The 25,132-nt window shown below is 73.6% G+C and carries 22 protein-coding genes; 9 read left to right on the forward strand and 13 right to left on the reverse strand.

Annotated features, from left to right (window positions below; translation table 11 throughout):
• Positions 1-35: 35 nt before the first annotated feature.
• Positions 36-2,072 carry a DNA topoisomerase (ATP-hydrolyzing) subunit B gene (gyrB, locus tag ACWIYF_RS00960; protein WP_448626241.1) on the reverse strand — a complete coding sequence of 679 codons (2,037 nt, stop codon included), beginning with the start codon at positions 2,070-2,072 and terminating at the stop codon, positions 36-38.
• Between the two features lie 241 nt (positions 2,073-2,313).
• Entirely contained in the window at positions 2,314-3,729 is a 1,416-nt protein-coding gene (locus tag ACWIYF_RS00965) for an APC family permease (RefSeq protein WP_448626242.1), read from the reverse strand.
• A 99-nt stretch (positions 3,730-3,828) separates the two neighbouring features.
• Between ACWIYF_RS00965 and ACWIYF_RS00970 the strand changes: the two genes are divergently transcribed.
• A complete protein-coding gene (locus tag ACWIYF_RS00970; protein WP_448626243.1) occupies positions 3,829-5,319 on the forward strand; it encodes an SDR family oxidoreductase in 1,491 nt (496 codons plus the stop codon).
• Between the two features lie 91 nt (positions 5,320-5,410).
• On the opposite strand, the gene ACWIYF_RS00975 is transcribed toward ACWIYF_RS00970, so the two are convergent.
• From ACWIYF_RS00975 to dnaA, 7 genes are all read right to left on the reverse strand, one after another.
• Entirely contained in the window at positions 5,411-7,189 is a 1,779-nt protein-coding gene (locus ACWIYF_RS00975) for an ABC transporter ATP-binding protein (protein WP_448626244.1), read from the reverse strand.
• Between the two features lie 17 nt (positions 7,190-7,206).
• Positions 7,207-8,046 (reverse strand): hypothetical protein, encoded by an 840-nt coding sequence (locus tag ACWIYF_RS00980; protein WP_448626245.1) that lies wholly within the window; start codon positions 8,044-8,046, stop codon positions 7,207-7,209.
• Positions 8,047-8,091: 45 nt separating this feature from the next.
• Positions 8,092-8,592 carry a DciA family protein gene (locus tag ACWIYF_RS00985; RefSeq protein ID WP_448626246.1) on the reverse strand — a complete coding sequence of 167 codons (501 nt, stop codon included), beginning with the start codon at positions 8,590-8,592 and terminating at the stop codon, positions 8,092-8,094.
• Positions 8,582-9,766, reverse strand: a complete 1,185-nt coding sequence (gene recF, locus ACWIYF_RS00990) for a DNA replication/repair protein RecF (protein WP_448626247.1) — start codon at positions 9,764-9,766, stop codon at positions 8,582-8,584. Before recF ends, ACWIYF_RS00985 begins: the two co-directional genes overlap by 11 nt.
• A gap of 89 nt (positions 9,767-9,855) precedes the next feature.
• A complete protein-coding gene (gnd, locus tag ACWIYF_RS00995; protein ID WP_448628719.1) occupies positions 9,856-10,872 on the reverse strand; it encodes a phosphogluconate dehydrogenase (NAD(+)-dependent, decarboxylating) in 1,017 nt (338 codons plus the stop codon).
• Positions 10,869-12,047 (reverse strand): DNA polymerase III subunit beta, encoded by a 1,179-nt coding sequence (gene dnaN / locus ACWIYF_RS01000; protein ID WP_448626248.1) that lies wholly within the window; start codon positions 12,045-12,047, stop codon positions 10,869-10,871. The genes gnd and dnaN overlap by 4 nt, the downstream gene beginning before the upstream one ends.
• 804 nt (positions 12,048-12,851) lie before the next feature.
• The gene (dnaA, locus tag ACWIYF_RS01005; RefSeq protein WP_448626249.1) at positions 12,852-14,636 is read right to left on the reverse strand and encodes a chromosomal replication initiator protein DnaA; all 1,785 of its coding nucleotides are present in this window, start codon (positions 14,634-14,636) and stop codon (positions 12,852-12,854) included.
• 697 nt (positions 14,637-15,333) lie between these two features.
• On the opposite strand from dnaA, the gene rpmH reads away from it, so the two are divergent.
• From rpmH to ACWIYF_RS01045, 8 genes are all read left to right on the forward strand, one after another.
• On the forward strand, positions 15,334-15,471 hold the full coding sequence (gene rpmH, locus ACWIYF_RS01010) for a 50S ribosomal protein L34 (RefSeq protein WP_089305879.1): 138 nt from the start codon (positions 15,334-15,336) through the stop codon (positions 15,469-15,471).
• A gap of 1 nt (position 15,472) precedes the next feature.
• Positions 15,473-15,841 carry a ribonuclease P protein component gene (gene rnpA / locus ACWIYF_RS01015; protein ID WP_448626250.1) on the forward strand — a complete coding sequence of 123 codons (369 nt, stop codon included), beginning with the start codon at positions 15,473-15,475 and terminating at the stop codon, positions 15,839-15,841.
• On the forward strand, positions 15,838-16,179 hold the full coding sequence (gene yidD / locus ACWIYF_RS01020) for a membrane protein insertion efficiency factor YidD (protein WP_448626251.1): 342 nt from the start codon (positions 15,838-15,840) through the stop codon (positions 16,177-16,179). Before rnpA ends, yidD begins: the two co-directional genes overlap by 4 nt.
• Entirely contained in the window at positions 16,172-17,251 is a 1,080-nt protein-coding gene (gene yidC / locus ACWIYF_RS01025) for a membrane protein insertase YidC (protein WP_448626252.1), read from the forward strand. Before yidD ends, yidC begins: the two co-directional genes overlap by 8 nt.
• Before the next feature lie 80 nt (positions 17,252-17,331).
• Entirely contained in the window at positions 17,332-18,003 is a 672-nt protein-coding gene (locus tag ACWIYF_RS01030; protein WP_448626253.1) for a Jag family protein, read from the forward strand.
• On the forward strand, positions 18,000-18,653 hold the full coding sequence (gene rsmG / locus ACWIYF_RS01035; protein WP_448626254.1) for a 16S rRNA (guanine(527)-N(7))-methyltransferase RsmG: 654 nt from the start codon (positions 18,000-18,002) through the stop codon (positions 18,651-18,653). The genes ACWIYF_RS01030 and rsmG overlap by 4 nt, the downstream gene beginning before the upstream one ends.
• Before the next feature lie 112 nt (positions 18,654-18,765).
• Positions 18,766-19,794 (forward strand): ParA family protein, encoded by a 1,029-nt coding sequence (locus tag ACWIYF_RS01040; protein WP_448626255.1) that lies wholly within the window; start codon positions 18,766-18,768, stop codon positions 19,792-19,794.
• Complete coding sequence (locus ACWIYF_RS01045) at positions 19,791-20,831, forward strand: ParB/RepB/Spo0J family partition protein (protein WP_448626256.1); 1,041 nt, start codon at positions 19,791-19,793, stop codon at positions 20,829-20,831. Before ACWIYF_RS01040 ends, ACWIYF_RS01045 begins: the two co-directional genes overlap by 4 nt.
• An 80-nt stretch (positions 20,832-20,911) precedes the next feature.
• Here ACWIYF_RS01045 and ACWIYF_RS01050 read toward each other — a convergent pair whose 3' ends face one another.
• The 4 genes from ACWIYF_RS01050 to trxA form a co-directional block, all read right to left on the reverse strand.
• Positions 20,912-21,910: a D-alanine--D-alanine ligase family protein gene (locus tag ACWIYF_RS01050; RefSeq protein WP_448626257.1), complete on the reverse strand. Its 999-nt coding sequence runs from the start codon at positions 21,908-21,910 to the stop codon at positions 20,912-20,914.
• Positions 21,907-23,307, reverse strand: coding sequence for an aminotransferase-like domain-containing protein (locus tag ACWIYF_RS01055; protein ID WP_448626258.1), 1,401 nt, complete (start codon positions 23,305-23,307; stop codon positions 21,907-21,909). Before ACWIYF_RS01055 ends, ACWIYF_RS01050 begins: the two co-directional genes overlap by 4 nt.
• Before the next feature lie 92 nt (positions 23,308-23,399).
• Positions 23,400-24,557: an N-acetylmuramoyl-L-alanine amidase gene (locus tag ACWIYF_RS01060; RefSeq protein ID WP_448626259.1), complete on the reverse strand. Its 1,158-nt coding sequence runs from the start codon at positions 24,555-24,557 to the stop codon at positions 23,400-23,402.
• 123 nt (positions 24,558-24,680) lie between these two features.
• Positions 24,681-25,010 (reverse strand): thioredoxin, encoded by a 330-nt coding sequence (gene trxA, locus ACWIYF_RS01065; RefSeq protein WP_448626260.1) that lies wholly within the window; start codon positions 25,008-25,010, stop codon positions 24,681-24,683.
• Between the last annotated feature and the right edge of the window lie 122 nt (positions 25,011-25,132).

The following is a 25,132-nucleotide window of genomic DNA, read 5'->3' on the forward strand; positions in this document are numbered from 1 at the left end:
GAGCGTGCGGGCGGTGGGTGGCAGGGGGTCCTTCCTCACACGTCGAGGAAGCGGACGTCCTTGGCGTTGCGGGTGATGAAGCTGCGGCGGGCCTCGACGTCCTCGCCCATGAGCACGCTGAACAGCTCGTCGGCGGTGGCCGCGTCCTCCAGCGTCACCTGCAGCAGGATCCGGGTCTCCGGGTTCATCGTCGTCTCCCAGAGCTCGGTCGCGTTCATCTCGCCGAGGCCCTTGAACCGCTGGATCGCGTCGTCCTTGGGCAGCTTGCGGCCGGCCTCGGCGCCGGCCTTGAGGACGGCGTCGCGCTCCTTGTCGGTGTAGACGTACTCGTCACCGATCTTGCCGCCCCACTTGATCTTGTACAGCGGCGGCTGGGCCAGGTAGACGTGCCCGGCCTCGACCAGCGGCCGCATGAAGCGGAACAGCAGGGTGAGCAGCAGCGTGCGGATGTGCTGGCCGTCGACGTCGGCGTCGGCCATCAGCACGATCTTGTGGTAGCGCAGCTTCGACAGGTCGAACTCGTCGTGGATGCCGGTACCGAAGGCCGTGATCATCGACTGGACCTCGGTGTTCTTGAGGACCCGGTCGATCCGCGCCTTCTCGACGTTGATGATCTTGCCGCGGATCGGCAGGATCGCCTGGAACATCGAGTCGCGGCCGGACTTCGCCGAACCGCCGGCCGAGTCGCCCTCGACGATGTAGATCTCGGAGTTGCGCGGGTCGGTCGAGCGGCAGTCGGCCAGCTTGCCCGGCAGCGAGTTGTTGTTGAGCACGTTCTTGCGGGCCAGCTTGCGGGCGTCCTGCGCCGCGCGCCGGGCGCGGGCCGCCGAGCTCGCCTTGGTGATGATCATCTTGGCCTCGGACGGGTTCGCCTCGAACCAGTGCCCGATCTGCTCGTTGCAGACGCGCTGCACGAAGCCCTTGACCTCGGTGTTGCCGAGCTTGGTCTTCGTCTGGCCCTCGAACTGCGGGTCGCCGATCTTCACCGAGACGATCGCGGCCAGGCCCTCGCGGATGTCCTCGCCGGTGAGCTTCTCGTCCTTCTCCTTGAGCAGCTTCTTGTCGACCGCGTACTTGTTCACGATCGAGGTCAGCGCCGCGCGGAAACCCTCCTCGTGGGTGCCGCCCTCGTGGGTGTTGATGACGTTGGCGAAGGTGTACACCGACTCGGAGTACGCCTCGGACCACTGCATCGCGACGTCGACCGACATGCGCATGTCGTTCTTGCCGGTGCCCTCGGCGGAGAAGCTGATCACCGACTTGTGGATCGGGTTCTTCTTCGCGTTGATGTGGCCGACGTAGTCGATGAGCCCACCCTCGTAGTGGTAGGTCACCTCGGTGGCCTCGAAGGCCTGGGCCTCGGCGGTGGGGGCGGGCGCCTCCTCGGCGACCGACACCTCGTCGGAGAGGCCGGTCTCGGCCTTGCTCTGCCCGGGGCGCTCGTCACGCAGGATGATCTTCAGGCCCTTGTTGAGGAAGGCCATCTCCTGCAGCCGGCGGCTGATGGTGTCGAACGAGTAGTGCGTCGTCTCGAAGATGCCGTCGTCGGCCCAGAAGGTGATCGCGGTCCCGCGCTTCTTGGTCGGACCGACCTCCTCCAGCGGACCCGGCTTGGCCTCGGTGTAGGTCTGGTGCCACTCCTTGCCGTGTGTCCAGACCCGGACGTCGAGCCGCGTGGACAGCGCGTTGACGACCGTCACGCCGACGCCGTGCAGACCGCCGGAGACCCCGTAGCTCTTGCCGTCGAACTTCCCGCCCGCGTGCAGGACGGTCATGATCACCTCGACGGTCGGGCGCTTCTCGACCGGGTGCATGTCCACCGGGATGCCGCGGCCGTTGTCCTCGACCCGGACCCCGCCGTCGGCCAGCAGGGTCACCTTGACGGTGTCGCAGAAGCCGGCGAGCGCCTCGTCGACGGCGTTGTCGACGACCTCCCACACCATGTGGTGCAGGCCGCGCTCACCGGTGGAGCCGATGTACATGCCGGGGCGCTTGCGCACCGCCTCGAGGCCCTCGAGGACGGTGATGGAGCTGCCGGAGTACGAGTTGTCGGTCTTGGGTCGAGCGACCACGTGGGGCCTTCCTCTCGCGCAACCGGCGCACCACGACCCCGGCGACGGGGGAGGGACGAAGGCGCAGAACGGCGCTGAGCCGGTTGCTGGCGGTTTCTGCTGTCGAGTCTACCCGGGGCTACGACAGGAATGCCGCCGTCCACGCCCTGAGCGCGGATCTGCGCCACAAACGACCCGCCAGCTACCACCTGTCTTGGCTCGGGGGCCGACACGCCGTCCCCGGGCCGCTGGGCCGGTCCGCTCAGCCGGCCGCGTCGTCCCCGGACAGGCGGGCCGGGTCGAGGTGCCCGGCGTCCCGGCCGCGCGACCGGTTGACCAGCACGGTGACCACCCACAGGACGACGCCGATCCCGAGCAGGATCCCGGCGATCCGGTACTGCTCCGCGGGCCGCCCGGACAGCGGCGTGGCGAGGAACCCGCAGGCCAGGGCGCCGACGACCGGCAGGACGGTCGGCGTGCGGAAGTGCTCCTCCGCGACGCGGTCGCGCCGCAGCACCAGGACGGCGACGTTGACGACGGTGAACACGCACAGCAGCAGCAGCGCCGTGGTACCGCCGAGCGCGGGGACGGCGCCGACGAACGTGATCAGCCCGAAGGCGAGCGCGGTGGTGAACAGGATCGCCGGCACCGGGGTCCGGCGGCCGCGGTGCACCCGGCCCAGCAGCGGCGGCAGCACGCCCTCGCGGGAGAGGCCGTAGACCAGCCGGCTGGCCATGAGCATGTTGATGAGCGCGGTGTTGGCGACGGCGAACATCGTGATGACGCCGAACAGGCCCAGCGGGAAGGCGGGCGCGCCGGCCTCGACCACCTGCAGCAGCGGGGTGTCGCCCTCGCTGAGCCGGTCGGCCGGCACGAGCGCGATCGCCGAGATCGAGACCAGCACGTAGATCAGACCGGTGGTGATCAGTCCGGCGAGCAGCACCTTGGGGAAGATCCGGCGCGGGTCCTTGCACTCCTCGGCCATGTTGACCGAGTCCTCGAAGCCGACCATCGCGAAGAACGCGAGGCCGGTGGCCGCGACGACGCCGGCGAAGACCGACCTGTCGCCGGTGTCGAACTCAGTCACGCGGGAGAAGTCGCCCCCGCCGAAGCCGAGCGCCCACAGGCCGACGCCGATGACGATCAGCAGGCCGGAGAGCTCGACGCAGGTGAGCACGACGTTGGTCTTCACGCTCTCGCCGACGCCGCGGAGGTTCACCAGCGCGACGAGGGTCATGAAGCCCAGGCCGAGCAGCGTGATGCCGATGCCCTCGCTGACGCCGAGGTCGAACACCTCGGCGAAGTTGGCGCTGAACGCCCGCGCCGCGGTGGACGCCGAGGTGATGCCCGAGCTCATCACGGCGAAGGCCACGAGGAACGTCACGAAGTGCACGCCGAAGGCCTTGTGCGTGTAGAGCGCGGCGCCGGCGGCCTGCGGGTACTTCGTGACCAGCTCCAGATAGCTGAACGCGGTGATCAGCGCGACCAGGAAGGCGATGAGGAAGGGCAGCCACACGACCCCGCCGACCTCGGCGGCGACCGTCCCGGTCAGCGCGTAGATGCCGGTGCCGAGCACGTCGCCGATGACGAACAGCAGCAGCAGGCCGGGGCCCATCACCCGGCGCAGGCTCGGCTGCTGGCCCGGCGGGAGCGCCTCGGTCTCCTGGGTGTGGGCCATCTGCGCCTCCTGCTCGACTCCGGTTCCGGTCCTCGGGACGTCGATCGTGGACGGTCCGCGCCCGAGCGGCGACTCGGAAGACGGCCGACACTCGGACGGGTGGCCAGTCCCGCCGTCCCCCCGTCGCTGACCTGCCTGGTGACCGGCGCGACCGGCTACATCGGCGGCCGGCTGGTTCCCGAGCTCCTCGCCGCCGGGCACCGGGTCCGCGTGATGAGCCGCTCGCCGGAGCGGCTGCGGGACCACCCGTGGGCGGGCCGGGTCGAGGTCGTGCGGGCCGACGCGGGGGATGCCGACGCGGTCGCCGCGGCGTGCGCCGGCGTGGACGTCGTCTACTACCTGATCCACGCGCTCGGGACCGGATCGGAGTTCGAGGAGACCGACCGGCGCACCGCCCGCGTCATGGCGCGGGCCGCCGCGGCCGCCGGCGTCGGCCGGCTGGTCTACCTCGGCGGGCTCGAGCCGCGCGGCGAGGACCTCTCGCCGCACCTGCGCTCGCGGGCGGAGGTGGCCGAGATCCTGCTCGGCTCCGGGGTGCCGACCGTCGTGCTGCGGGCGGCGATCGTCCTGGGCTCGGGGTCGGCGTCGTTCGAGATGCTGCGCTACCTCACCGAGCGGCTGCCGGTGATGGTCACCCCGCGCTGGGTGCAGAGCCGGATCCAGCCGATCGCCGTCCGGGACGTGCTGCGCTACCTGGTCGGCTGCGCGACGCTGCCGGCCGGCGTGCACCGGTCCTTCGACGTCGGCGGACCCGACGTCATGACCTACGCCGAGATGATGCAGCGCTACGCCCAGGTGGCCGGGCTCCCGCGGCGGCGCATCGTGCCCGTGCCCGTGCTGAGCCCCTCGCTGTCGAGCCACTGGGTCGGGCTGGTCACCCCGGTGCCGGCATCGATCGCGCGGCCGCTGGTCGAGTCCCTCCGCAACACGGTCGTCTGCGGCGAGCACGACATCGCCCGGTTCATCCCGGACCCGCCGCAGGGGCTGCTCGGCTTCGACGCCGCGGTGCGGCTGGCCCTGCAGCGGGTGCGGGAGGCCGCCGTCGCCACCCGGTGGTCGTCGGCGTCGGTGCCCGGTGCGCCGTCCGACCCGCTGCCGACCGACCCGGACTGGGCCGGCGGCAGCCTCTACGTCGACGAGCGGGTGCGCGCGACCCCGGCCGAGCCGAGTGCGCTGTGGCGGGTCGTCGAGGGGATCGGCGGGGAGGCCGGCTGGTACTCGTTCCCCCTGGCGTGGGAGGTCCGCGGCGCGCTGGACCGGCTGGTCGGCGGCGTGGGGTTGCGGCGCGGCCGGCGGCACCCGCGCGACCTCTACGTCGGGGACGCGCTGGACTTCTGGCGGGTCGAGGAGGTCGAGGACGGCCGGCTGCTGCGGCTGCGCGCGGAGATGCGGCTCCCCGGGCTCGCCTGGCTCGAGTTCCACGTGGAACACGAGGGCGGGACGACCCGGCTGCGGCAGAGGGCGACGTTCCACCCGCGGGGGCTGCTCGGGCACCTGTACTGGTGGGCCGTCGCACCGTTCCACGGGATCGTGTTCGGCGGCATGGTCCGCAACGTGGCGAAGGCCGCCGAGGACGCGGCGACGTCCTAGCTCACCGCGACGCGTCCTGGCTCGCCTCCGGCCCTGATCCAGGACGCGCTGGGATCACCTCAGCTGATCGTGGCCGCGCCGGCGCCGAGGCTCACACCAGCAGCTGAGCGGCGGCGAGCTCCCGGTAGAGGGGGCTGGCGTCGACCAGCTCGGCGTGCGTGCCGCGGGCCACGGCCCGGCCGCCGTCGAGGACGACGATCTGGTCGCTGTCGAGCACCGTGGACAGCCGGTGCGCGACGACGAGCAGCGACCGGTCGGCGGCGGCCGCGGCCAGCGTCTGCCGCAGCAGGCTCTCGTTGCGCGCGTCGAGGCTGGCGGTCGGCTCGTCGAGCAGCAGCAGGGCGGGGCGGGCCAGCAGCGAGCGGGCGATCGCCAGCCGCTGGCGCTCGCCGCCGGAGAGCAGGACGCCGTCGTCGCCGACCGGCACGTCCAGGCCGCGCGGGGAGCGCTGCACGATGCCGGTCAGGCCGACGTCGGCCAGCACCGCCCACAGCTCGTCGTCCCCGGCCTGCGGCGCGGCCAGCAGCAGGTTCTCCCGCACCGTCCCGGCCAGCACGGGCGCCTCCTGCTCGACGTAGCCGAGCCGGGCCCGCAGCGCCGCGCGCGGCAGGTCGCGCACGTCGGTGCCCGCCCAGCGGATCGCCCCGCCGGTCAGCGGGTAGAAGCCCTCGATCAGCGCGAGCACCGTGGACTTGCCGGCGCCCGACGGGCCGACCAGGGCGACCCGGCTGCCCGCGGGCACCGTCAGCGACAACCCGTGCAGCACCGCGGTGCCGTCGGGATAGGTGAACGAGACGTCGTCCAGCTCGAGCAGCGGGACCGGCGCTCCCGGCGCCGGCGTACGGGGCAGGGCGGTCGCGCCGCCGCGCTCGGGCCGGTCGTCGCGCTCCGGCGAGAGGGCGAGCACCTCACCGATCCGGCCGAGCGCGCCCAGCCCGGTCTGGATCTGCGTCCACGCCCCGATCGTCTGACCCAGCGGGATGACCAGCAGGAACAGGTAGAGGATGAAGGCCACCAGGTCGGCGACCGCGATCGAGCCGGTGGCGACGCGGTACCCGCCCACCCCGAGGACGGCGAGGAACGCCCCTTGGACGGCGATCGAGCCGGCCGGCGAGATCATCGCCTGCAGCCGCGCCAGCCGGATACCGGCCGTGTAGGCGCGGGTGGCGCTGGCGCCGACGACCGCGACCTCCCGCTCGGTGGCGCCACTGGCCCGGATCGTGCGGACGGCGGAGAGCGCACGCTCCACGGCCGCGCTCATCGCGCCCACCTCCTCCTGCGCCTGCCGCGAGAGCCGACGCGCGCCGCGGGCCACCGTGATCGCCACCGCGGCGCCGAGGGAGACCGCCAGCACGGTGACCAGCAGCAGCCACCCGTCGACCACGGCCATCGCGATCAGCGCCCCGGCACCGACCACCGCCGAGCCCGCGATCTGCACCACGCCGGAGGTGACCGTGGCCCGCAGCAGCGTGGTGTCGGCGCCGACCCGCGACATCAGGTCGCCGGTGCGGCGGCGGTCGTACTCGGCCACCGGCAGCCGCAGCAGCCGGTCGGTCAGCGTCCGCCGGGTCGTGAGGACGACGCCCTCCGCCGTCCGCTGCAGCACGTACTGCTCGACCGCGCCGAGGACGGCCGCCGCGACCAGGACGAGGACCAGTCCGCTGACCGCGGGGAGCAGCGCGCCGCCGCGGCCGACCGCCTCGATCACCCGGGAGACGAGCAGCGGCTGGGCCAGCGCGGCGGCCGCCCCCGCCAGGCTGAGCGCGGCCGCGACGCCGAGGGCGCGGCGGTGCGGGCGCAGCAGCGGGAGCAGGTCCCGCGGCCGGGCAGACGGGGCCGGGCCCTCCTGCTCCTCGCCGGCGGCGCTCACGGGCGTCGCACGGACGCTCAGACCCCGGCCAGCGCGCCGACGACGGCGCCGAGCAGGCGGGCGTGGTGCTCGATCAGCGACGGCCGGTGCCCGTCGGGCCGGATCGCGGCCACGTGCCCCGCGGCGGTCCAGAACTCGTCGCCGTCGTCACTGCCGAGCAGCAGGCCCCGGACGGTCGGGTCCTGCACCAGGCGGCGCAGGTCGGGGCTGTCCTCGGCGGAGAGCAGCACCCAGCGGGCGTCGAACTCCTCGTCCCCGCTGGGGATCTGCAGCAGGCCGCCGGTGCGGTGCTTCCAGAAGCGGGCGGGGGTCAGCCGCATCCGCGGCAGGGGCAGCAGCACCGGGGCGGCGGTGACCGCGTACTCGGGCACCCGGTAGCGGCCGGAGGCGTAGAGGACGTCGAAGGCGACCAGCTCGAGCGTGCCGGCCCGGCCGCGCATCACGCCCGCCGGGCGGTGGTCCTTGCCGAGGCGGACCGGCGCGGCCGCGATCAGCTCCGCGAGGACGGCGTCCTCCGGGCCGGTCCCCTCGCTGATCGTCCAGCCGTGCTGCAGGGCCCACGCCTGTGCCCCGACGAGGTCGCCCTGGTAGCGGAAGACCGCCTGCCCCTCGGTCAGCCGCCGCCGCGGCGGGCCGAAGAAGCCCCCGGCCGGCGCAGGCCCCTGCTCGGGGAGCGCGCCGGGGACGTCGCGCTGCGGCTCGGCCGGCGGCAGCGACCAGCCGGGCGGCTCCCAGTCGGCGCGCGACGGGCCGCCCTCGTCGGCCGGCTGCCGGCCGCCCTGGCCCAGGTGGGCCGGCTCCTGCCAGCCGCTGCCCTCGTCACGGCGGTCGTCGAAGCCGTCCCGGTCGCTCGTCATCGCTGCATCGTCCTCCCGGGAGCCGGCCGGTCCGCCGCCGTCCCCCTATCCGTACGTGTCGCGGGGCCCGCGGCCGCGCACGGAGCGCGGCCCCTTCTTCCAGCTGGGCGCCGTCGGTCCGACAACGCGCAACTTCGTCACGACGTCCCCGCCGACCGAGGCGCGCAGCTTGCCGAGGATCGTCGGCGCGAGCAGCCGCAGCTGGGTGGCCCAGGCGGTGGACTCCGCGACGACGAGCAGCTCGCCCTCGGTGAGCGTCTCCGGCCGGCAGTGCGCCGCGATGTCCTCGCCGACGATCGCCGACCACCGGCCGAACACCGACCCGACCTTGGTCCGCGCGGACCAGTCCTGCTGGGTCACCAGGGAGTCGACCAGCCGGCCGAGCGGCTGCGGGTCGTCGTCGCCGGGGCGGGGGCCGGTCCACGTGCGGCGGGGCCCGGCGATCCGCCGCCGGGTTGGCTGCGGGCGGGCGACCGAGGCGGCGCGAGCGGCCTCGAGCGCCGCGCGGGCGATGTCGCTGGGCCGGGCGGGGCGCTCATCGCTCACCGGGCACCCCCAGCAACTCCGGCGCCGGGTCGCCCAGCGGGGTCGCCGTCCCCCCGGCCACCAGCACCACCGCACCCCGCAGCTCCACCGGCACGTCCTCCAGCACGGCGGCGGTGATCAGCGTCTGCTCGGCCGAGCGGGCCACCGCCGCCAGCGCGGCCCGGCGATCGGCGTCGAGGGTGGCGAAGACGTCGTCCAGCACGAGGATCGGCTCCTCGCCGTCGGCCCGGAAGAGGGCGAAGGTGGCCAGCTTCAGCGCGAGCGCCAGCGACCAGGACTCGCCGTGGCTGGCGAACCCCTTGGCCGGGACCGGGCCGAGGTGGATGACCAGGTCGTCGCGGTGCGGACCGACCAGCGTCATCCCGCGGTCCACCTCGTCGCGGCGGCGTTCCTCGACCCGCGCGCGCAGGGCCTCGGCGAGCTCGGCCACCGTGGGCAGCGCCGTCCCCTCGGCGACCGGCGACCCGTCCCCGGCGAGCGGCACCGTGCTCGCGTGGCCGAGACCGGCCGGCGCGGCCCCCGGTCCAGCGACACCGGCGTAGGCGCGGGCCACGTGCGGGGCGAGGTCGGCGACCAGCCGCAGCCGGGCGGCGAGCAGCTGGCTGCCGAGGTCCACCAGGTGGCCGTCCCAGACGTCGAGGGTGGCCAGTGCGTCCCCGCGGGCCAGCCGGGCGGTCTTGAGCAGCGCGTTGCGCTGCTTGAGCACCCGGTCGTAGTCGCTGCGCACCCCGGCCAGCCGCGGCGTGCGGCTGACCAGCAGCTCGTCGAGGAACCGCCGCCGCTCCGTCGGGTCGCCGCGGACGAGGGCGAGGTCCTCCGGGGCGAACAGCACGCTCTTCACGACGCCGATCAGCTCGCGCGGCCGCGGCAGCGGCGCCCGGTTGACCCGCACCCGGTTGGCCCGGCCGGGGTTGACCTCGATCTCGACGAGCAGCTCGCGGTCGCCGCGGCGCAGCGCCGCCCGGACCACCGCCTGGGGATCGCCGTGGCGCACCAGCGGCGCGTCGGTCGCCACCCGGTGGCTGCTCAGCGTCGCCAGGTAGCCGACCGCCTCGACCAGGTTGGTCTTGCCCTCGCCGTTGCGGCCGACGAACACCGTCGGCCCGGGGCGCAGCGCCAGGTCGACCCGCTCCCAGTTGCGGAAGGAGCCCAGCTGGAGGTGCCGGACGTACACCCGTCACCCTCCCCGTGAGGTGCTGGAACGGCCTCGTTGCAGGGGCCCGCGCCGAGCCTGCGAGGCGTGGGGGGCAACGAGGTCCTTTCTCACGCGGGGCGCTCGGCCTCCTGCGCCGCGACGGCGCGCACGGCGTGCCCGCCGAACTGATTGCGCAGCGCCGCGACCGCCTTCATGGTCGGGGACTCCTCCTGGCGCGAGGCGAACCGGGCGAACAGCGCGCCGGCGATCGCCGGCATCGGGACGGCGTGCTCGATCGCCTGCTCCACCGTCCAGCGGCCCTCGCCGGAGTCCTCCGCGTAGCCCTTGATCCGCTCCAGCTTCGGGTCCTCGTGCAGCGCGCGGACCAGCAGGTCGAGCAGCCACGACCGGATCACCGTGCCCTGCGTCCACGAGGCGATCACCCCGGGGACGTCGTCGACGAGGTCGACGGCCTCGAGCAGCTCGTAGCCCTCGCCGTAGGCCTGCATCATCGCGTATTCGATGCCGTTGTGGACCATCTTCGAGAAGTGCCCGGCGCCGACCCGGCCCGCGTGCACGTAGCCCACACCGGGCAGCTCCTGGCCCGACCCGTCGGTCGGCGCGGGCGGCCGGAGCGCGTCGAAGATCGGCTGGACCTTGGCCACGTCCGCCGCGTCGCCGCCGACCATCAGCGCGTAGCCGTTCTCGAGGCCCCACACGCCGCCGGAGACACCGCAGTCGAGGTAGCCGATGCCCTTGGCGCCGAGCAGCTCGGCGTGCACCGGGTCGTCGGTGTACCGGGAGTTGCCGCCCTCGACGACGACGTCCCCCGGCTCGAGCACCTCGGCGAGCTCGCGGACCGTCGACCGGGTGGCCTCGCCCGAGGGCACCATCACCCACACGACGCGGGGTGCGTCCAGCGCCGCGACCAGGGCTTCCAGGCTGTCGACGTCGCGCTTCCCGGAGAACTTGTCGTAGCCCACGACCTCGTGGCCGGCGCGGCGCACCCGCTCGGCCATGTTGCCGCCCATCTTGCCCAGACCGATCAGCCCCAGCTGCACGGCGAAGTCCTCTCTCGAACGATGTGCGAAGTCCGTTGCGCGGTGCCCGTGGTCGCTGTCCCTGACACCTGCGCCGGCGCTCAGCCCGGCAGCCGCACCGGCATGATCAGGTAGCGGTAGCTGCCGCCGCGCTCGGCGGGGCGGGCCGGCGTGCTGCCCGAACCGCTGCCCTCGTCGTCGGTCGCCGGCTCGTCGACCCCCGAGAGGACGGCGGGCTTGAGCGGACTGGTGAAGTCCATGCGCGCCCGCGGGGAGTGCACCGAGGCCAGCCCGTCGAGCAGGAACGTCGGGTTGAAACCGATGGTCAGCGGCTCGCCGTCGAACTCGACGTCGCAGCGCTCCTCTGCCTGCCCCTCGTCGTCGGTGCCCCCGGCCCGCAGCGTGACCTGACCCGGCGTGAACTCGCAGCGCAGCGGGGTGCCGCGCTCGGCGACCAGCGCGACGCGCTTGGCCGCGTCGGTGAACAGGCCGACCGGCAGGATCGCGTTCGCGTTCGACTCGCTCGGCATGATCGCCCGGTACTTGACGAACTCGGCGTCCAGCAGCCGGGTGGTGGTCTGCCGGTCCTTGCCGGACAGGCCGAGGATGCCCTCGCCGGAGCCGCCGGAGGACAGCGAGACGACGATCTCCGGGCCGCTGGTCAGGGTCTTGGCCGCGTCGGCCAGCGTGCGGGCCGGCACCAGGACCGCGGCCGAGGTGCCCGGGGTCTCCGGCCGCCAGGCGAACTCGCGCACCGCCAGCCGGTACCGGTCGGTCGCGGCCAGGGTGATCAGGTCGTCCTCGATCTCCAGCCGGACGCCGGTCAGCATCGGCAGGGTGTCGTCGCGGCCCGCGGCCACCGCCACCTGGCCGACGGCCTCGGCGAAGACGTCGCTGTCGACGACCCCGGCCGACGACGGCATGGCCGGCAGCGACGGGTAGTCCTCCACCGGCAGGGTCGGCAGGCTGAACCGGGCGTTGCTGCAGGCGATGGCCAGCCGCGGACCCTCGGCGGTGATCTCCACCGGGTGCGGCGGCAGGGCGCGGGTGATCTCGGCCAGCAGCCGGCCGGGGACCAGCGCGCGGCCGGCCTCGGTGGCGTGCACGTCGACCTCGGCCCGGGCCGACACCTCGTAGTCGAAGCCGGAGACGGACAGCTGGTTGCCGTCCACCTCCAGCAGGATCCCGGCAAGGACGGGCACCGACGGCCGCGGCGGAAGGCTGCGCGCCGTCCACGCGACCGCGTCGGCGAGCACCTCACGTGCCACCCGGAACTTCATGACTCGACCCACTTCAGCTCTGCCCGGGCGGGACAACGACTGGCGTCGTCCTCCCCGTCCGCGGGATCTCCCGTGCTCTGTGCGGTGCTCATCGTGCCTGGTGCGGTCGGCCCGGGGGCAACCCCGGCTCCTCGATGCCCTTCTGCAGCCCCTCTGGCACCACGCTCGGGCCGGCTTCCCCACCCAGAGTGTGGTTCGAGAAAACCTCGAGATATCTCCTTCATCCTCGTCATCACTGGTGTGGAAGCTGGGGACGACGGCCCTTCGCGCAGGTCAGCGCCCACGTCGACATGTTGGCTCGCTGTGGGCGCGCGACCGGTTCCCTGTGTCGACACGTGGACATCTCGACGGCCGTGCACACGGGCCCGTCGTCGTCCACGCACTGTCCCCTGTGCACCCCCGGCCGGATCCCCAGGTCATCCGCAGGCCCATGACCCCGGGACGCACGCGGTCGGGGCTCACCGGGCAGCTGAGGGCGAAAGTGCAGGTCACACCGGTGGAATTACATCGGCGGTCGAGCAGTGTCCGGCTGCGGGGCGCAAGGGTCACCCGCCCCCGGCGGGCGCGTCCCTGACCGGATGTGAGCCGGCGCACACGAGATCTCCCCAACCTGTGCACATTCCTGGGGACAACTTCTCGACGAGTCGACGACGGCGACGCCGACGACCGCCGCGGATCCGCCCCGGACGTGGGGTTACGCCATGCACACAGTTCCCCACAGGTGGGGATAAGTCGACCGGCCGAAGAGAAAGGACCCCCTCCTCCCCACCCCTCGCAAGCTCGGGGCGGGACCCGGGAGGGGGCCTATTGCCGGGCGCGGCTCTTGATGCGGGCGGTCAGCTCGGTGACCTGCGTGTACGTCGCGCGGCGCTCGCTCATCAGGTTGGTGATCTTCTTGACCGCGTGCATGACGGTGGTGTGGTCCTTGCCGCCGAACGAGGCGCCGATCCGGGGCAGGGAGAGCTCGGTCAGCTCGCGGCAGAGATACATCGCGATCTGCCGGGCGTTGACCAGCGTGCGGCTGCGGTTGGTGCCCTGCAGCTCCTCCATCGTCACGGAGAAGTACTCCGCGGTGGCCGCCATGATGATCGCGGCGGTGATCTGCGGACCCTGCTCGTCGCTGATCAGGTCCTTGAGCACGAGCTCGGCCAGCGGCAGGTCGACCTGCTGCTTGTTCAGGCTGGCGAACGCGGTGACCCGGATCAGCGCGCCCTCGAGCTCGCGGATGTTGGTCTGCACCTTGCTGGCGATGAACTCGAGCACGGCGTCGGGCACCTGCAGCCGCTCGCCCCACGCCTTCTTGCGCAGGATCGCGATGCGGGTCTCGAGGTCCGGCGCCTGGACGTCGGTGATCAGCCCCCACTCGAACCGCGTCCGCAGCCGGTCCTCGAGCGTGGTCAGCTTCTTCGGCGGCCGGTCGGAGGTGATGACGATCTGCTTGCTGGCGTTGTGCAGCGTGTTGAACGTGTGGAAGAACTCCTCCTGCGTCCGCTCGGCGCGCTCCAGGAACTGGATGTCGTCGATGAGCAGGAAGTCGATGTCCCGGTAGCGGCGGCGGAAGTCCTCGGCCCGCCCGGAGTGCACCAGGTTGATGAACTCGTTGGTGAACTCCTCGGTGCTCACGTAGCGGACGCGCACGTTGGGGAACATGCGCGCGGCGTAGTGGCCGATGGCGTGCAGCAGGTGGGTCTTGCCCAGCCCGGACTCGCCGTAGATGAACAGCGGGTTGTAGGCGCGGGCCGGCGCCTCGGCGACCGCGACCGCCGCGGCGTGGGCGAACCGGTTGCTGTTGCCGATGACGAAACTGTCGAAGACGTACTTCGGGTTCAGCCCCGGGTCGGCCGCGGCGGCCGGCCGCCGGTCGCTGAACGAGGTGACCTCGCCGCCGCGGGCCGCGCCGGACCGGGCCGCCTCGGGACGACGGGTGCGCCCGGCGCCGTTGGCCCGGCCGCTCTCCCCCGGGACGTCGAGATCGAAGGGCAGGACGTCGGCGGTGTGCTCCTCCGCGGCGAGCGGTGCGGGCTCCTCGGCCGGGCCGGTGGTCCAGCCCGGCGTGCTCCAGTCCTCGGGGGCGCCGCGGTCGGCGGCCGGCCGGCCCGGAGGCTCGGCGACGGTCTCGGGGCGGTCGGCCGGCGCCGGCTCGGCCCAGCTCTCGGCCGGCTCGCGCTCCCACACTGGGCTGCGGCCGGCGTCGGCCCGCACGCCGAAGGCGCTGCGCCCGTCGTCGGCGCGGTCGCGCGTCTCCTGGTCCTCCTCGGCCCGGCGCGCCTCGACCGACGCCCACGGCCGGCGGGTCGGCGGCTCCTCGGCGGGGGCGGTCGGCTCGGGCGGCGCGTCCTCGAGCTGGACGGCGACCCGGATGTCACGGCCGAAGCACTCCGACAGCGCCTCGGAGAGCACCCGCCGCATGCGGGACTCGAGGACGGTCTGGGTGAACTCGTTCGGCGCGGCCAGGACGGCGGTGTCCTCGACCAGCCCGAGGGGGCGGGTCAGGTTGAGCATCGCGTTCTGCTGCGGGGACAGGCTCGTGGCCAACCGCTCGCGGATCTGGTCCCAGACCGTCGCCAGGTCCAGCGTGGCATCGGTCATGCCCGTCGTCCTCCCCTTGCCTTCTGATCCCGGGCCGGTGCCCGGTTCCCCCGTGGCGCCGGCCCCGTGTCGGCGCGCCGCACCCGTCCGGCGTGCCCGGCACGCGGCACCATCTTCGCCGCGTCCTGTGGATACCCGAACACACGGGTTCCACATCGCTGTCCACAGGGTGTGCATGACCGGGCACGGCGTCCCCCGGAGACCGCGGGCGGCGGTCTCGGCCGGGGAGTATGTGCTGGTCATAGCCCTGTCGGGCCAGGCGGACGGGGGAACGGCGGGTCGGTGCGACCGACGGGTCGGCCCTGCGCCGGAGCCCGTCGGCGCGACGCGGAGCGACGGCGACGCTAACAGCCGTGTCCACAGCCCGGCAACGATCAGCGGCCGTTCCCGGGCGCGTCGGACTCCGTTTCCGTGGACGTCCTCACGGCGTGCCTCGGGGACGGTCCGGCGCGGCTGGTGCAGCCTGGGCGGTCGCCGTCCGGCCGGCCGCCGGGGGACGGCGATCCTCGGTTATGCTGGTCGGAGTCTGCAGAGCGCCCCGGCTCCCGCGCAGGAGGAACCTGCCTGCCGGTCGTCTCCGCGGAACCAGCTTCCGGGGCTTCCCGGGTGCGGCTCGCGCCGTGTCCGCGTAGTACCCCGAGCGTGCCCGTCGGCCGGCGGGCACGCGACCGCCGATGCCGTGTAGTAGGAGTACCTCGTGAGCAAGCGCACGTTCCAGCCGAACAACCGTCGTCGGTCCAAGACCCACGGCTTCCGGCTGCGGATGCGCACCCGCGCGGGCCGGGCGATCATCGCCGGCCGTCGGCGCAAGGGTCGCGAGAAGCTCTCCGCCTGAGGTGTTGCCCGCGCAGGCACGCCTGCGCCGGCGTCCGGAGTTCACCGCGGTCGTCCGGTCGGGGCGGCGCGTCGGGCGGCCGACCATGGTGCTCCACTACCTCCCGCAGCGCCCCGAGCTCCCCGCCGGGGCCGCCGGACCGCGCGCGGGTTTCGTCGTGGGCAAGGCGGTCGGCAACTCGGTGGTCCGCCACCGCGTGACCCGGCGGCTGCGCGCGGTCGTCCGCGAGGAGCTGCACCGCCTGCCTCCCACCGCCGACCTGGTGGTCCGCGCCCGTCCCGAGGCCGCCGAGGCGTCTTCCGACCGGCTGCGCCGCGATCTGTCGGCGGGGCTCGACCGCGTCCTGCCCGAGCGGATCCGGCCCTCGTGACCGGCGCCCTCCTGGCCGCCGTCCGCTTCTACCAGCGGGCGATCAGCCCGGCGCTGCCACCGCGCTGCCGCTTCTACCCCTCGTGCAGCGCCTACGCGCTCGAGGCGATCGAGCGCCACGGCGCGGCTCGCGGCACCTGGCTGGCGCTGCGCCGGCTGGTCAAGTGCGCGCCGTGGCATCCCGGCGGGGTGGACCTGGTGCCCGAGCCCCGGTCCCGCCGCCGTCCCGGAACCACCGACCCGGGCCGCTCGTCGTCCACAGCGGCGCCCGTGCAGGTGCCCGACCTCGTCACCCCGCCGGCCCACGGGGCCCCGCAGGAGGAGTCCTCCGTTGCTTGATCCCATCTACATCGCGATCTCGTGGGTGATGGCGCGGTGGCACGCGCTCTTCTCCACGTTCCTCGACCCGGCCGGTGGCCTGTCGTGGGCGCTGTCGATCATCTTCCTGGTCGTCACGATCCGGATCCTGCTGTTCCGGCTGTTCATCCGGCAGGTGAAGTCGCAGCGGGCGATGCAGGAGATCCAGCCGGAGATCCAGGCGCTGCGCAAGCAGTTCGGCAGTGACCGGCAGGGCTTCAGCCAGGCCGTGATGGCGCTGCAGAAGGAGCGCGGGGTCAACCCGCTGGCCGGCTGCCTGCCGATCCTGCCGCAGATTCCCGTCTTCATCGGCCTGTTCCACGTCCTGCGCCGGATCCAGCCCGGGGCCGACGGGCTCTACACCTGGAGCGACGAGCTCACGCAGCAGGCCGCGGTCGCCAAGCTGTTCGGGGCGCCGATCTCCGCGTCGTTCAAGATGCAAGAGCCCAAGGAGAGCGCCATCCTCGCGCTCACCGACGGCAGCTACACCAACATCCGCGTGGTCGCGATGGCGCTCATCGTGATCATGTGCGCCACCACGTTCTTCACGCAGAAGCAGATCATGAAGCGCTCGGGGCCGGTCGAGGGCCAGGCCGCGATGGTGCAGAAGTTCATGCTCTACGGGATGCCGCTGAGCCTGTTCGTCTCCGGCTTCTTCTTCCCGATCGGCGTCCTGCTGTACTGGTTCGCCAACAACCTGTGGACCCTGGGCCAGCAGTTCTACATCCTCAAGAAGCTGCCCCCGCCCCCCGGATCGCCGGCCGCCAAGGCCGCCGCGGAGGCGGAGCGGGCCGCTCGCGCCCCCCAGTCGCTCGCCCCCCGGCCGGGCGCCAAGCCGGTCCGCGGCAAGGGCGGCCGCCCCGTGACTCCCCCGGCCGCGCCGGCCGGCGACGGTGCGCCGACCGCCGGGTCGGACGGCGGCGCCGCGCCCGCCACGCCCACCGCGGGCGGCGACGGCGCCACGGGTGACGGCACGCCGCCGAACGGCGGCCGCAAGCCCGGCGGCTCGGGTCCCTCCGGCCCGTCCGGCAAGGCCAAACGAAAGCGCCGCTGACCGGCGCCCCCGCGTCCTCCCCGGACGCCCGCCGGCGCGCGCCGGCCCCAGACCACCCGGACCGACGAGGAGGAACCTCCGTGAGTGCTCCGCAGCAGCCCGCGACCGACACCGCCGCCACGGCCGAGGCGACGTCGGGCGCCGTCCTGAGCCCCGCGCCGACCGGCGGACCGGTCGACCCCGACGGCCGGCCCGGCCTGCCGGACGCCGACCCCGTCAGCGACGACGCGCTCGTCGACGACGTCGACGACGTCGAGGACGAGGACGACGAGGACGACCCGGCGGACGACGACGACCTGCTCGTGCGCGAGGGGGACGTGGCCGGCGACTACCTGGAGCGGCTGCTCGACATCCTCGACGTGGACGGCGACATCGACCTCGACGTCGAGGGCGACCGGGCCTCCGTCGCCATCGTCGGCGGCAAGTTGGACAACCTGATCGGCCCCGACGGCCAGGTGCTCGAGGCGCTGCAGGAGCTCACCCGCCTCGCCGTCGCCCAGTCCACCGGCGTCCGCAGCCGGCTGATGCTCGACGTCGGCGGGTTCCGGGCCAAGCGGCGCTCCGACCTGTCCGGGCTCGCCGCCGAGGCGGCCCGGCGTGTGGCGCAGAGCCGGCAGCCCGAGCGGCTGACCCCGATGAACCCGTTCGAGCGCAAGGTCGTGCACGACGTCATCGCCTCGGTCGCCGGCGTCCGCAGCGAGTCCGAGGGCGAGGAGCCGAACCGGCGCGTCGTGATCCTCCCGGACGCGTGAGCAATACGGACGGATCTGTTCCACCTGCCCCGGAGGCGGCGCGCGCCGTCTTCGGGGATGCCCTCTCCGCCGCCGAGCGCTACGTCGCCCGGCTGGCCTCGGACGGCGTCACCCGCGGCCTGATCGGGCCGCGCGAGGTTCCCCGACTGTGGGAGCGGCACGTCCTCAACAGCGCCGCCGTCGCCGAGGCCGTCCCGGCGGACGCCCGCGTGGTCGACGTCGGCAGCGGGGCGGGCCTGCCCGGGATACCGCTCGGCCTCGCCCGCCCCGACCTCACACTGACCCTGGTCGAGCCGATGGCCCGGCGCGTGGAGTTCCTGGAAGAGGCGGTGGCCGAGCTGGGCGCGCCGTGGCGGGTTGTGCGCGGCCGCGCGGAGGACCGGTCGGTCGCCGCCGCCGTGGGCGCGGTGGACGTGGTCACCGCGCGGGCGGTGGCCGCCCTCCCCCGGCTGGTGGCGTGGTGCCGCGGGCTGCTCAGGCCCGGCGCCCAGCTGGTCGCGCTCGTGGGATCGCGGGCGGTCGAGGAGCTGCCCGGGCTCGTCCCCGAGCTGGAGGCCGCCGGCATGCGGAACGTGCACGCGCGGGCTGTCGGTGCCGACTTGGGAGACGCTGCCACTACCGTGGTCGTCATGACGCGCGGGCCACGATGACCGGGGCGTCGCAGACGATGACCCCACCGCTGTTCCACGTGGAACCCGAACGCTTGCCCGCGGCCGTTCCACGTGAAACGGACAGCGGGACGAACGGCAGGAAGGACCGGCGATGACCGACCCGGGTGAGCGGTTGCGGAGCAGTCTCACCGCGGATCAGCCCGCTCCGGGGACGGAGTTCGACAGCCCCATCGCGATGGAGGCGCTGCGGGCCACCCGCGTCCTGCACGCGGCGGACCAGGAGCCCTTCCCGGCGCCCGGCCGCCTGCGGGTCATCACGATCGCCAACCAGAAGGGCGGCGTCGGCAAGACGACGTCCGCGGTGAACCTCGGCGTCGCGCTCGCGCTCTACGGGCTGCGGACGCTGGTCATCGACCTCGATCCGCAGGGGAACACCAGCACGGCCCTCGGCGTGGAGCACACGGTGGGGACGCCGTCGGTCTACGACACCCTCATCGGCGACAGCCCGCTGTCGGCGGTCACCCACCCCACCACCGCGAGCCCGCTGCTCTCCTGCGTCCCGGCGACCATCGACCTGGCCGGCGCCGAGATCGAGCTGGTGTCCGTGGTCGCCCGCGAGTACCGGCTGCGCCGCGCCATCGAGGCGTACGTGCACTCGCTGCCGGAGGACAAGCGGCCGCAGTACGTGCTCATCGACTGCCCGCCGTCGCTGGGGCTGCTCACCCTCAACGCCCTGGTGGCCGGCGACGAGGTGCTCATCCCGATCCAGTGCGAGTACTACGCGCTGGAGGGGCTCGGCCAGCTGCTCAACAACATCGACCTGGTCCGCGCGCACCTGAACCCGGGCATCGCCGTCCGCACCATCCTGCTGACCATGTACGACGGGCGGACCAAGCTCGCCGACCAGGTGGCCGAGGAGGTCCGCAACCACTTCGGGGACCTGGTGCTCACCGCGGTCATCCCCCGCAACGTGCGGGTGTCGGAGGCGCCGGGCTACGGGCAGTCGGTGCTCACCTACGACCCCGGGTCGCGCGGCTCGACCAGCTACGTGGAGGCGGCCCGGGAGCTCGCCGAGCGCGGCGTGGGACTGCCGCCCCTCGAGCGGGCGCCGGCGGGGGTCGCTCCCCACTCGTACGCAGACCCGGTCATCCCCACTGACCCCTCGACGGAGAACCGATGACGAAGCGTGGCGGGCTCGGCCGCGGCCTGGCGGCCCTGATCCCCACCGCTCCTCCCCCGCCGGCCGGTCCGGCGGCCGAACGGCCGTCCGTCGTCGCGGCGCCGGCTCCCGCGGCGGTTCCGCCGTCGGGTGACGAGCCGGCCGAGGAACCTGCCGCGCCCGTCCGGCCGGCGGCCGCGCCGGTGCCGGCCGAGGAGACCGTCGGCGTCCCCGGGGCGCAGCTGCGGGAGGTCGCTGTCGACGACGTCGTCCCCAACCCCAAGCAGCCGCGGCAGGTCTTCGACGACGAGGCGCTGGAGGAGCTCACCCACTCCGTGCGGGAGTTCGGCCTGCTGCAGCCGATCGTCGTCCGGGAGAAGCGCCGGGACGACGGTGGGGCGGCGTACGAGCTCATCATGGGTGAGCGGCGGCTGCGGGCCGCCAAGGCCGCCGAGCTCGCGACCGTGCCGGCGATCGTCCGCGACACCACGGACGACGCCCTGCTGCGCGATGCGCTGCTGGAGAACATCCACCGGGTGCAGCTCAACCCGCTCGAGGAGGCCGCGGCCTACCAGCAGCTGCTCGAGGAGTTCGGCGCCACCCACGAGGAGCTGGCCAGCCGGATCGGCCGCAGCCGGTCGCAGGTCACCAACACCATCCGGCTGATGAAGCTGCCGGTGAAGGTGCAGACCCGCGTCGCCGCCGGCGTCATCTCCGCCGGGCACGCGCGCGCGCTGCTCGGCCTGGCCGACGCGGAGGCCATGGACGCCCTCGCGACCCGCATCGTGGCCGAGGGACTCTCGGTGCGGGCCACCGAGGAGGCCGTGGCGATGGCGGCGGCCGAGCAGCCGACCGCCAAGCGCCGGCCGCGGAAGATCAGCGCGCCGGGGGTCGAGGACCTCGGGGCACGGCTCTCCGACGTCTTCGAGACCAAGGTGAAGGTTCAGATCGGCCGGGCGAAGGGGCGCATCGTCGTCGAGTTCGGTTCGGTCGACGACCTGCAGCGCATCGTGGGTCTGATGGCACCCGACATCACCGGACGCAGATCCGAGTCCTGACCGACAGTAACGGATGAGGTCCCCTTTACGTCACAGACGTAAAGGGGACCTCATCGTCGGGTCGGTCGGCACCCCCGGGTTCAGCGGGGGGTGCCGGCGCGTCGGGCGAGGAGCCGGCCGAGGACGTCGCCGAGGTCGTGCCCGGCCGCCTCGACGGCCATCGGGAACATCGACGTCTCGGTGAGGCCCGGGGAGACGTTCACCTCGAGGAAGTGCACCTGTCCGTCCGGCGAGACGATCGCGTCGGTGCGGGAGAGGTCGGCGAGGCCGAGCACCTCGTGCACCCGCACGGCGAGGGCGGCGGCGCGCTCGGCGACGTCGTCGGTCACCCGGGCCGGGGTGTGGTACTCGGTGAGCCCGGGGGTGTACCGGGCGGTGTAGTCGAAGACGCCGGACTCCGGGGCGATCTCCACGGCGGGCAGCGCCACGGGCCCGTCGCCCAGGTCGATCACGGACAGCGCCAGCTCCACGCCCTCGACGTAGCGCTCCACCATGACCGTGTCGCCGTAGGCGAAGCAGCTGACCATGGCGGCCGGCAGGTCCTCCACCCGCCCGACCTTCTGCACGCCCAGCGACGAGCCGCCCGACGCCGGCTTGACCATCAGCGGCAGGCCGAGGCGGGCGACGATCAGGTCGAGCACCGCGCCGGCGCCCAGCTCGCGGAAGGTGCTGTGTGGCAGTGCCACCCAGTCCGGCGTCGCGATCCCGGCGGAGCTGACGACCGACTTCGCGGCCGGCTTGTCCCACGCCAGCCGGCAGGCGGCGGCGGGCGAGCCCACGTACGGCACGCCGGCGAGGTCGAGGACCGCGCGCAGCGACCCGTCCTCGCCCGTGGCGCCGTGCAGGGCGATGAAGACGGCGTCCGCGGGCGCGGCGGCCAGGCCGGGCAGCAGCTCGGAGTCGGCGTCCCGGAGCTCGGCCTCCACGCCGTGCCGGGTGAGCTCCTCGACCACCTGGGTGCCGGAGGAGAGGCTGACCTCCCGCTCGAAGGTCAGCCCCCCGGCCAGGACGACGGCGCGCAGGGGGTGCGGTGCCCCCTCGGTCGCCTCGGTCGGGACTGCTGCGGGCTCGGTGGTCACCGGCGGTCCTCGTATCGGTCGCTGTTGGCGGGCCCCACGAACGGTTCGACGTCCGGCACCGTCGGCGGGCGGTTGCCCGGGACGGCCCGGAACGTACCGGTGTCGATCTTGTCGAACGTGGAGTGCAGGTCCAGCTCGGCCTCGATGACCCTCGCCAGCCGGCGCACGCCCTCCCGGATCTGGGCCGGCTCCGGGTAGCAGTACGACAGCCGCATGTACTCCCGGCCCGAGCCGTCGGCGTAGAAGCCGATGCCGGGCACGTAGGCGACGTGGGCGTTGACCGCCCGCGGCTGCATGAGCTTGGCGTCCAGGCCGTGCGGCAGCTTCAGCCACACGTAGAAGCCGCCGTCCGGCTCCGTCCACGTCGTTCCGGCCGGCATGAGCGCGCCCAGCGACTCGAGCGTGGCGTCCCGGCGCTCGCGGTAGAGCTCGGCGAACAGCTTGATCTGCTGCTGCCACGGCTGGGTGTCCAGGTAGCGCGCGACGGCGTACTGGGTCAGCGACGGCGGGCAGAGCACCTGCGCCTCGGCGGCGAGGACGAGCTTCTCGCGGACGGCGAGCGGGGCGAGCACCCAGCCCACCCGCAGGCCCGGCGAGAACGTCTTGGAGAACGAGCCGAGGTAGATCACCCGCTGGGAGTTGCGCGCCCGCAGCGCCTGCATCGGCTCGTGGTCGAAGCCGAGCAGGCCGTACGGGTTGTCCTCGATGACCAGCAGGTCGTAGCGGTCGGCGAGGTCGATGATCGCCCGGCGGCGCGGCTCGGACAGCGTGACGCCGGCCGGGTTGTGGTAGTTCGGCACGGTGTAGAGGAACTTCACCCGGTCGCCGTTGGCGCGGCACTCCAGCAGTGCCTGCTCCAGCGCCTCGGGGATCAGGCCGTCGTCGTCCATGGCGACGTGCCGCACCCGCGCCTGCGCGGCCTCGAAGACGCCCAGCGCGCCGACGTAGGACGGCCCCTCGGCGAGGATGACGTCGCCCGGGTCGCAGAACACGCGGGTGACCAGGTCCAGGCCCTGCTGGGAGCCGACGGTGACGACGACCTCGCTGGGCGAGGCGTCCCGGATGCCCTCGAGCGCCATGACGTCGCAGATCCGCTCGCGCAGCCGCGGATCGCCCTGGCCGGAGCCGTACTGCAGCGTCTGCGCGCCCATCCCGGAGACGAGCTCGCCGATCATCGAGCCGACGGCGTCCAGCGGGAGGGCGGTGACGGCGGGCATGCCGCCGGCGAGGGAGACCACCTCGGGCCGGCTGACCACCGAGAACAGCGCGCGGATCTCGGAGGTCTTCATGCCGTGCGTCCGTGCTGCGTACCGGTCCGCCAGCGGGTCGAGCCGCGGATGCCGCGGCGTCACGTGCGAGTGCGGATGCGCACCGGGACCGGACGGGGTGGAAGCCACCCTCAGGAGTGTAGGGAGCGCGCGCCAGCCGTTTCCGGCGACACGGCGGACGGACGGACCGGTCCGGTCGTCCGCCCCTTCCGTCACCCGGCTCAGCCGGTGGAGGCGGGCAGGACGAACGTGCCCGTGGGCGGGTCGGCCTCCGGGGCGAGGTAGAGCCGCTGGACGGCGGCGAGGACGGCGTGGGCGACGGTGCTGCGCAGCCGGGCGTCGAGCAGCAGCAGCCGGTCGACCGGGTGGGAGAGGTAGCCGCAGTCGATGCGGACCGCGGGCATCCGGGACATCCGCAGCAGGTCCCAGGTCTTCGGGTGCGAGCCGAGGTCGAGCATCCCGGTGCGGGCGATGACCTCGCGGCGCACCAGGTTGGCGAACTGCTCCCCGACGGTGGAGGAGGCCCCCGAGCCGGTGCCGTAGTAGTAGCTGGCCACCCCGCGGGCGTGCTCGGAGGTGTGCGCGTCGAGGTGCAGCGAGAGGAACAGGTCGGCGCGGGCCTGGTTGGCGAAGGCGGTGCGCTCGGCCGGTGTCGGGTTCTGGCGCCGCCCGCGGGTCAGGTAGACGGTCGCGCCGGCGGCGGCCAGTCGGCCCTCGATGCGCGAGGCGAGGTCGAAGACGAGGTCGGCCTCGGTCGTCTCGCCCGCGGTGTAGCCGGTGTCCGGGCCGCCGTGCCCGGGGTCGATGACGATCCGTCGGCCGATGAGGTGCGGCCCGCTCTCCACGAACGAGGCGCTCTGCCGCAGCAGCTGGGGCCGCCCTCCGACCACCTTGCGGCCGAGCTGGCGCAGCGCCCGCAGGGTGGCGGGCCCGCAGGTGCCGTCGGAGGTGAGCCCGTAGTCGCGCTGGAAGGCCCGCAGGCCCGACTCGGTCTCCGGGCCGAAGACGCCGTCCACCGGTCCGGCGTCGTAGCCGAGCTCGTGCACCCGCTCCTGCAGGCTGGTGACGTCGTCGCCGCGCATCGGCCGCTCGGGGTCGTACCGCAGCAGCCGGTCGCCGAGCGACCAGCGTGCCTCCGACAGGGCGCGGTAGGTCTCCTCGCCCACCCGCCCGTCGACGGACAGGCCGCGCACCTGCTGGAAGTGCCGAACTGCCAGCTCGGTGGCCGCGTCGTAGACGGCCGCGTCGGTGGGCACCGCGTCGGCGGGGCCGTCGGGGGCGGGGGGAAGCAGGCCCAGGGTGCGCAGCGCGGCGTGCACGTCGGCCACGGCCGGACCGCGGTCCCCGGCGCGGAGGGGCTGCATGCGGCTGTCGCTCATCGTGGGCCGATTGTCGCCCGCCGTGGCCGGCGCGGCCCAGCGGGGTCCACCCGGACGTGTCAGGGCCCGTCCGACCGGGTGGTCGGACGGGCCCTGGGGTCACGCTCTGTACCGGGTCCTTCGTCAGCCGATGTAGTCGGCCAGGTCGGAGAGGATCGCGCCCTTCGGCTTGGCGCCGATGATGCTCTTCACCGGCTTTCCGCCCTGGAAGACGGTCATCGTCGGGATCGACATGACCTGGTAGTCGCGGGCGATCTGCGGGTTCTCGTCGATGTTCAGCTTCGCGATGGTGAGCTTGTCGCCGTGCTCGGCGGCGATCTCCTCCAGCACGGGGGCGACCATCTTGCACGGCCCGCACCACTCGGCCCAGAAGTCGACGAGGACGGGCTTGTCGCTGCCCAGCACCTCGTTGGCGAAGCTGGCGTCGGTGACCGTCACGGTGTTGCCTGCCATGGTCGTACTCCCTGTTCGGTTGCTCGAAGTCGCTGGTGGAAGAACCAGCGGGGTGGTGCTTCTATGCCCGGCTCACGGCCCCTCTGCAGGGTCCCGCCGCGAGCGTGCGAGCGGTGGGGGGC

It is taken from the genome of Geodermatophilus sp. URMC 64 (genome assembly GCF_053502555.1).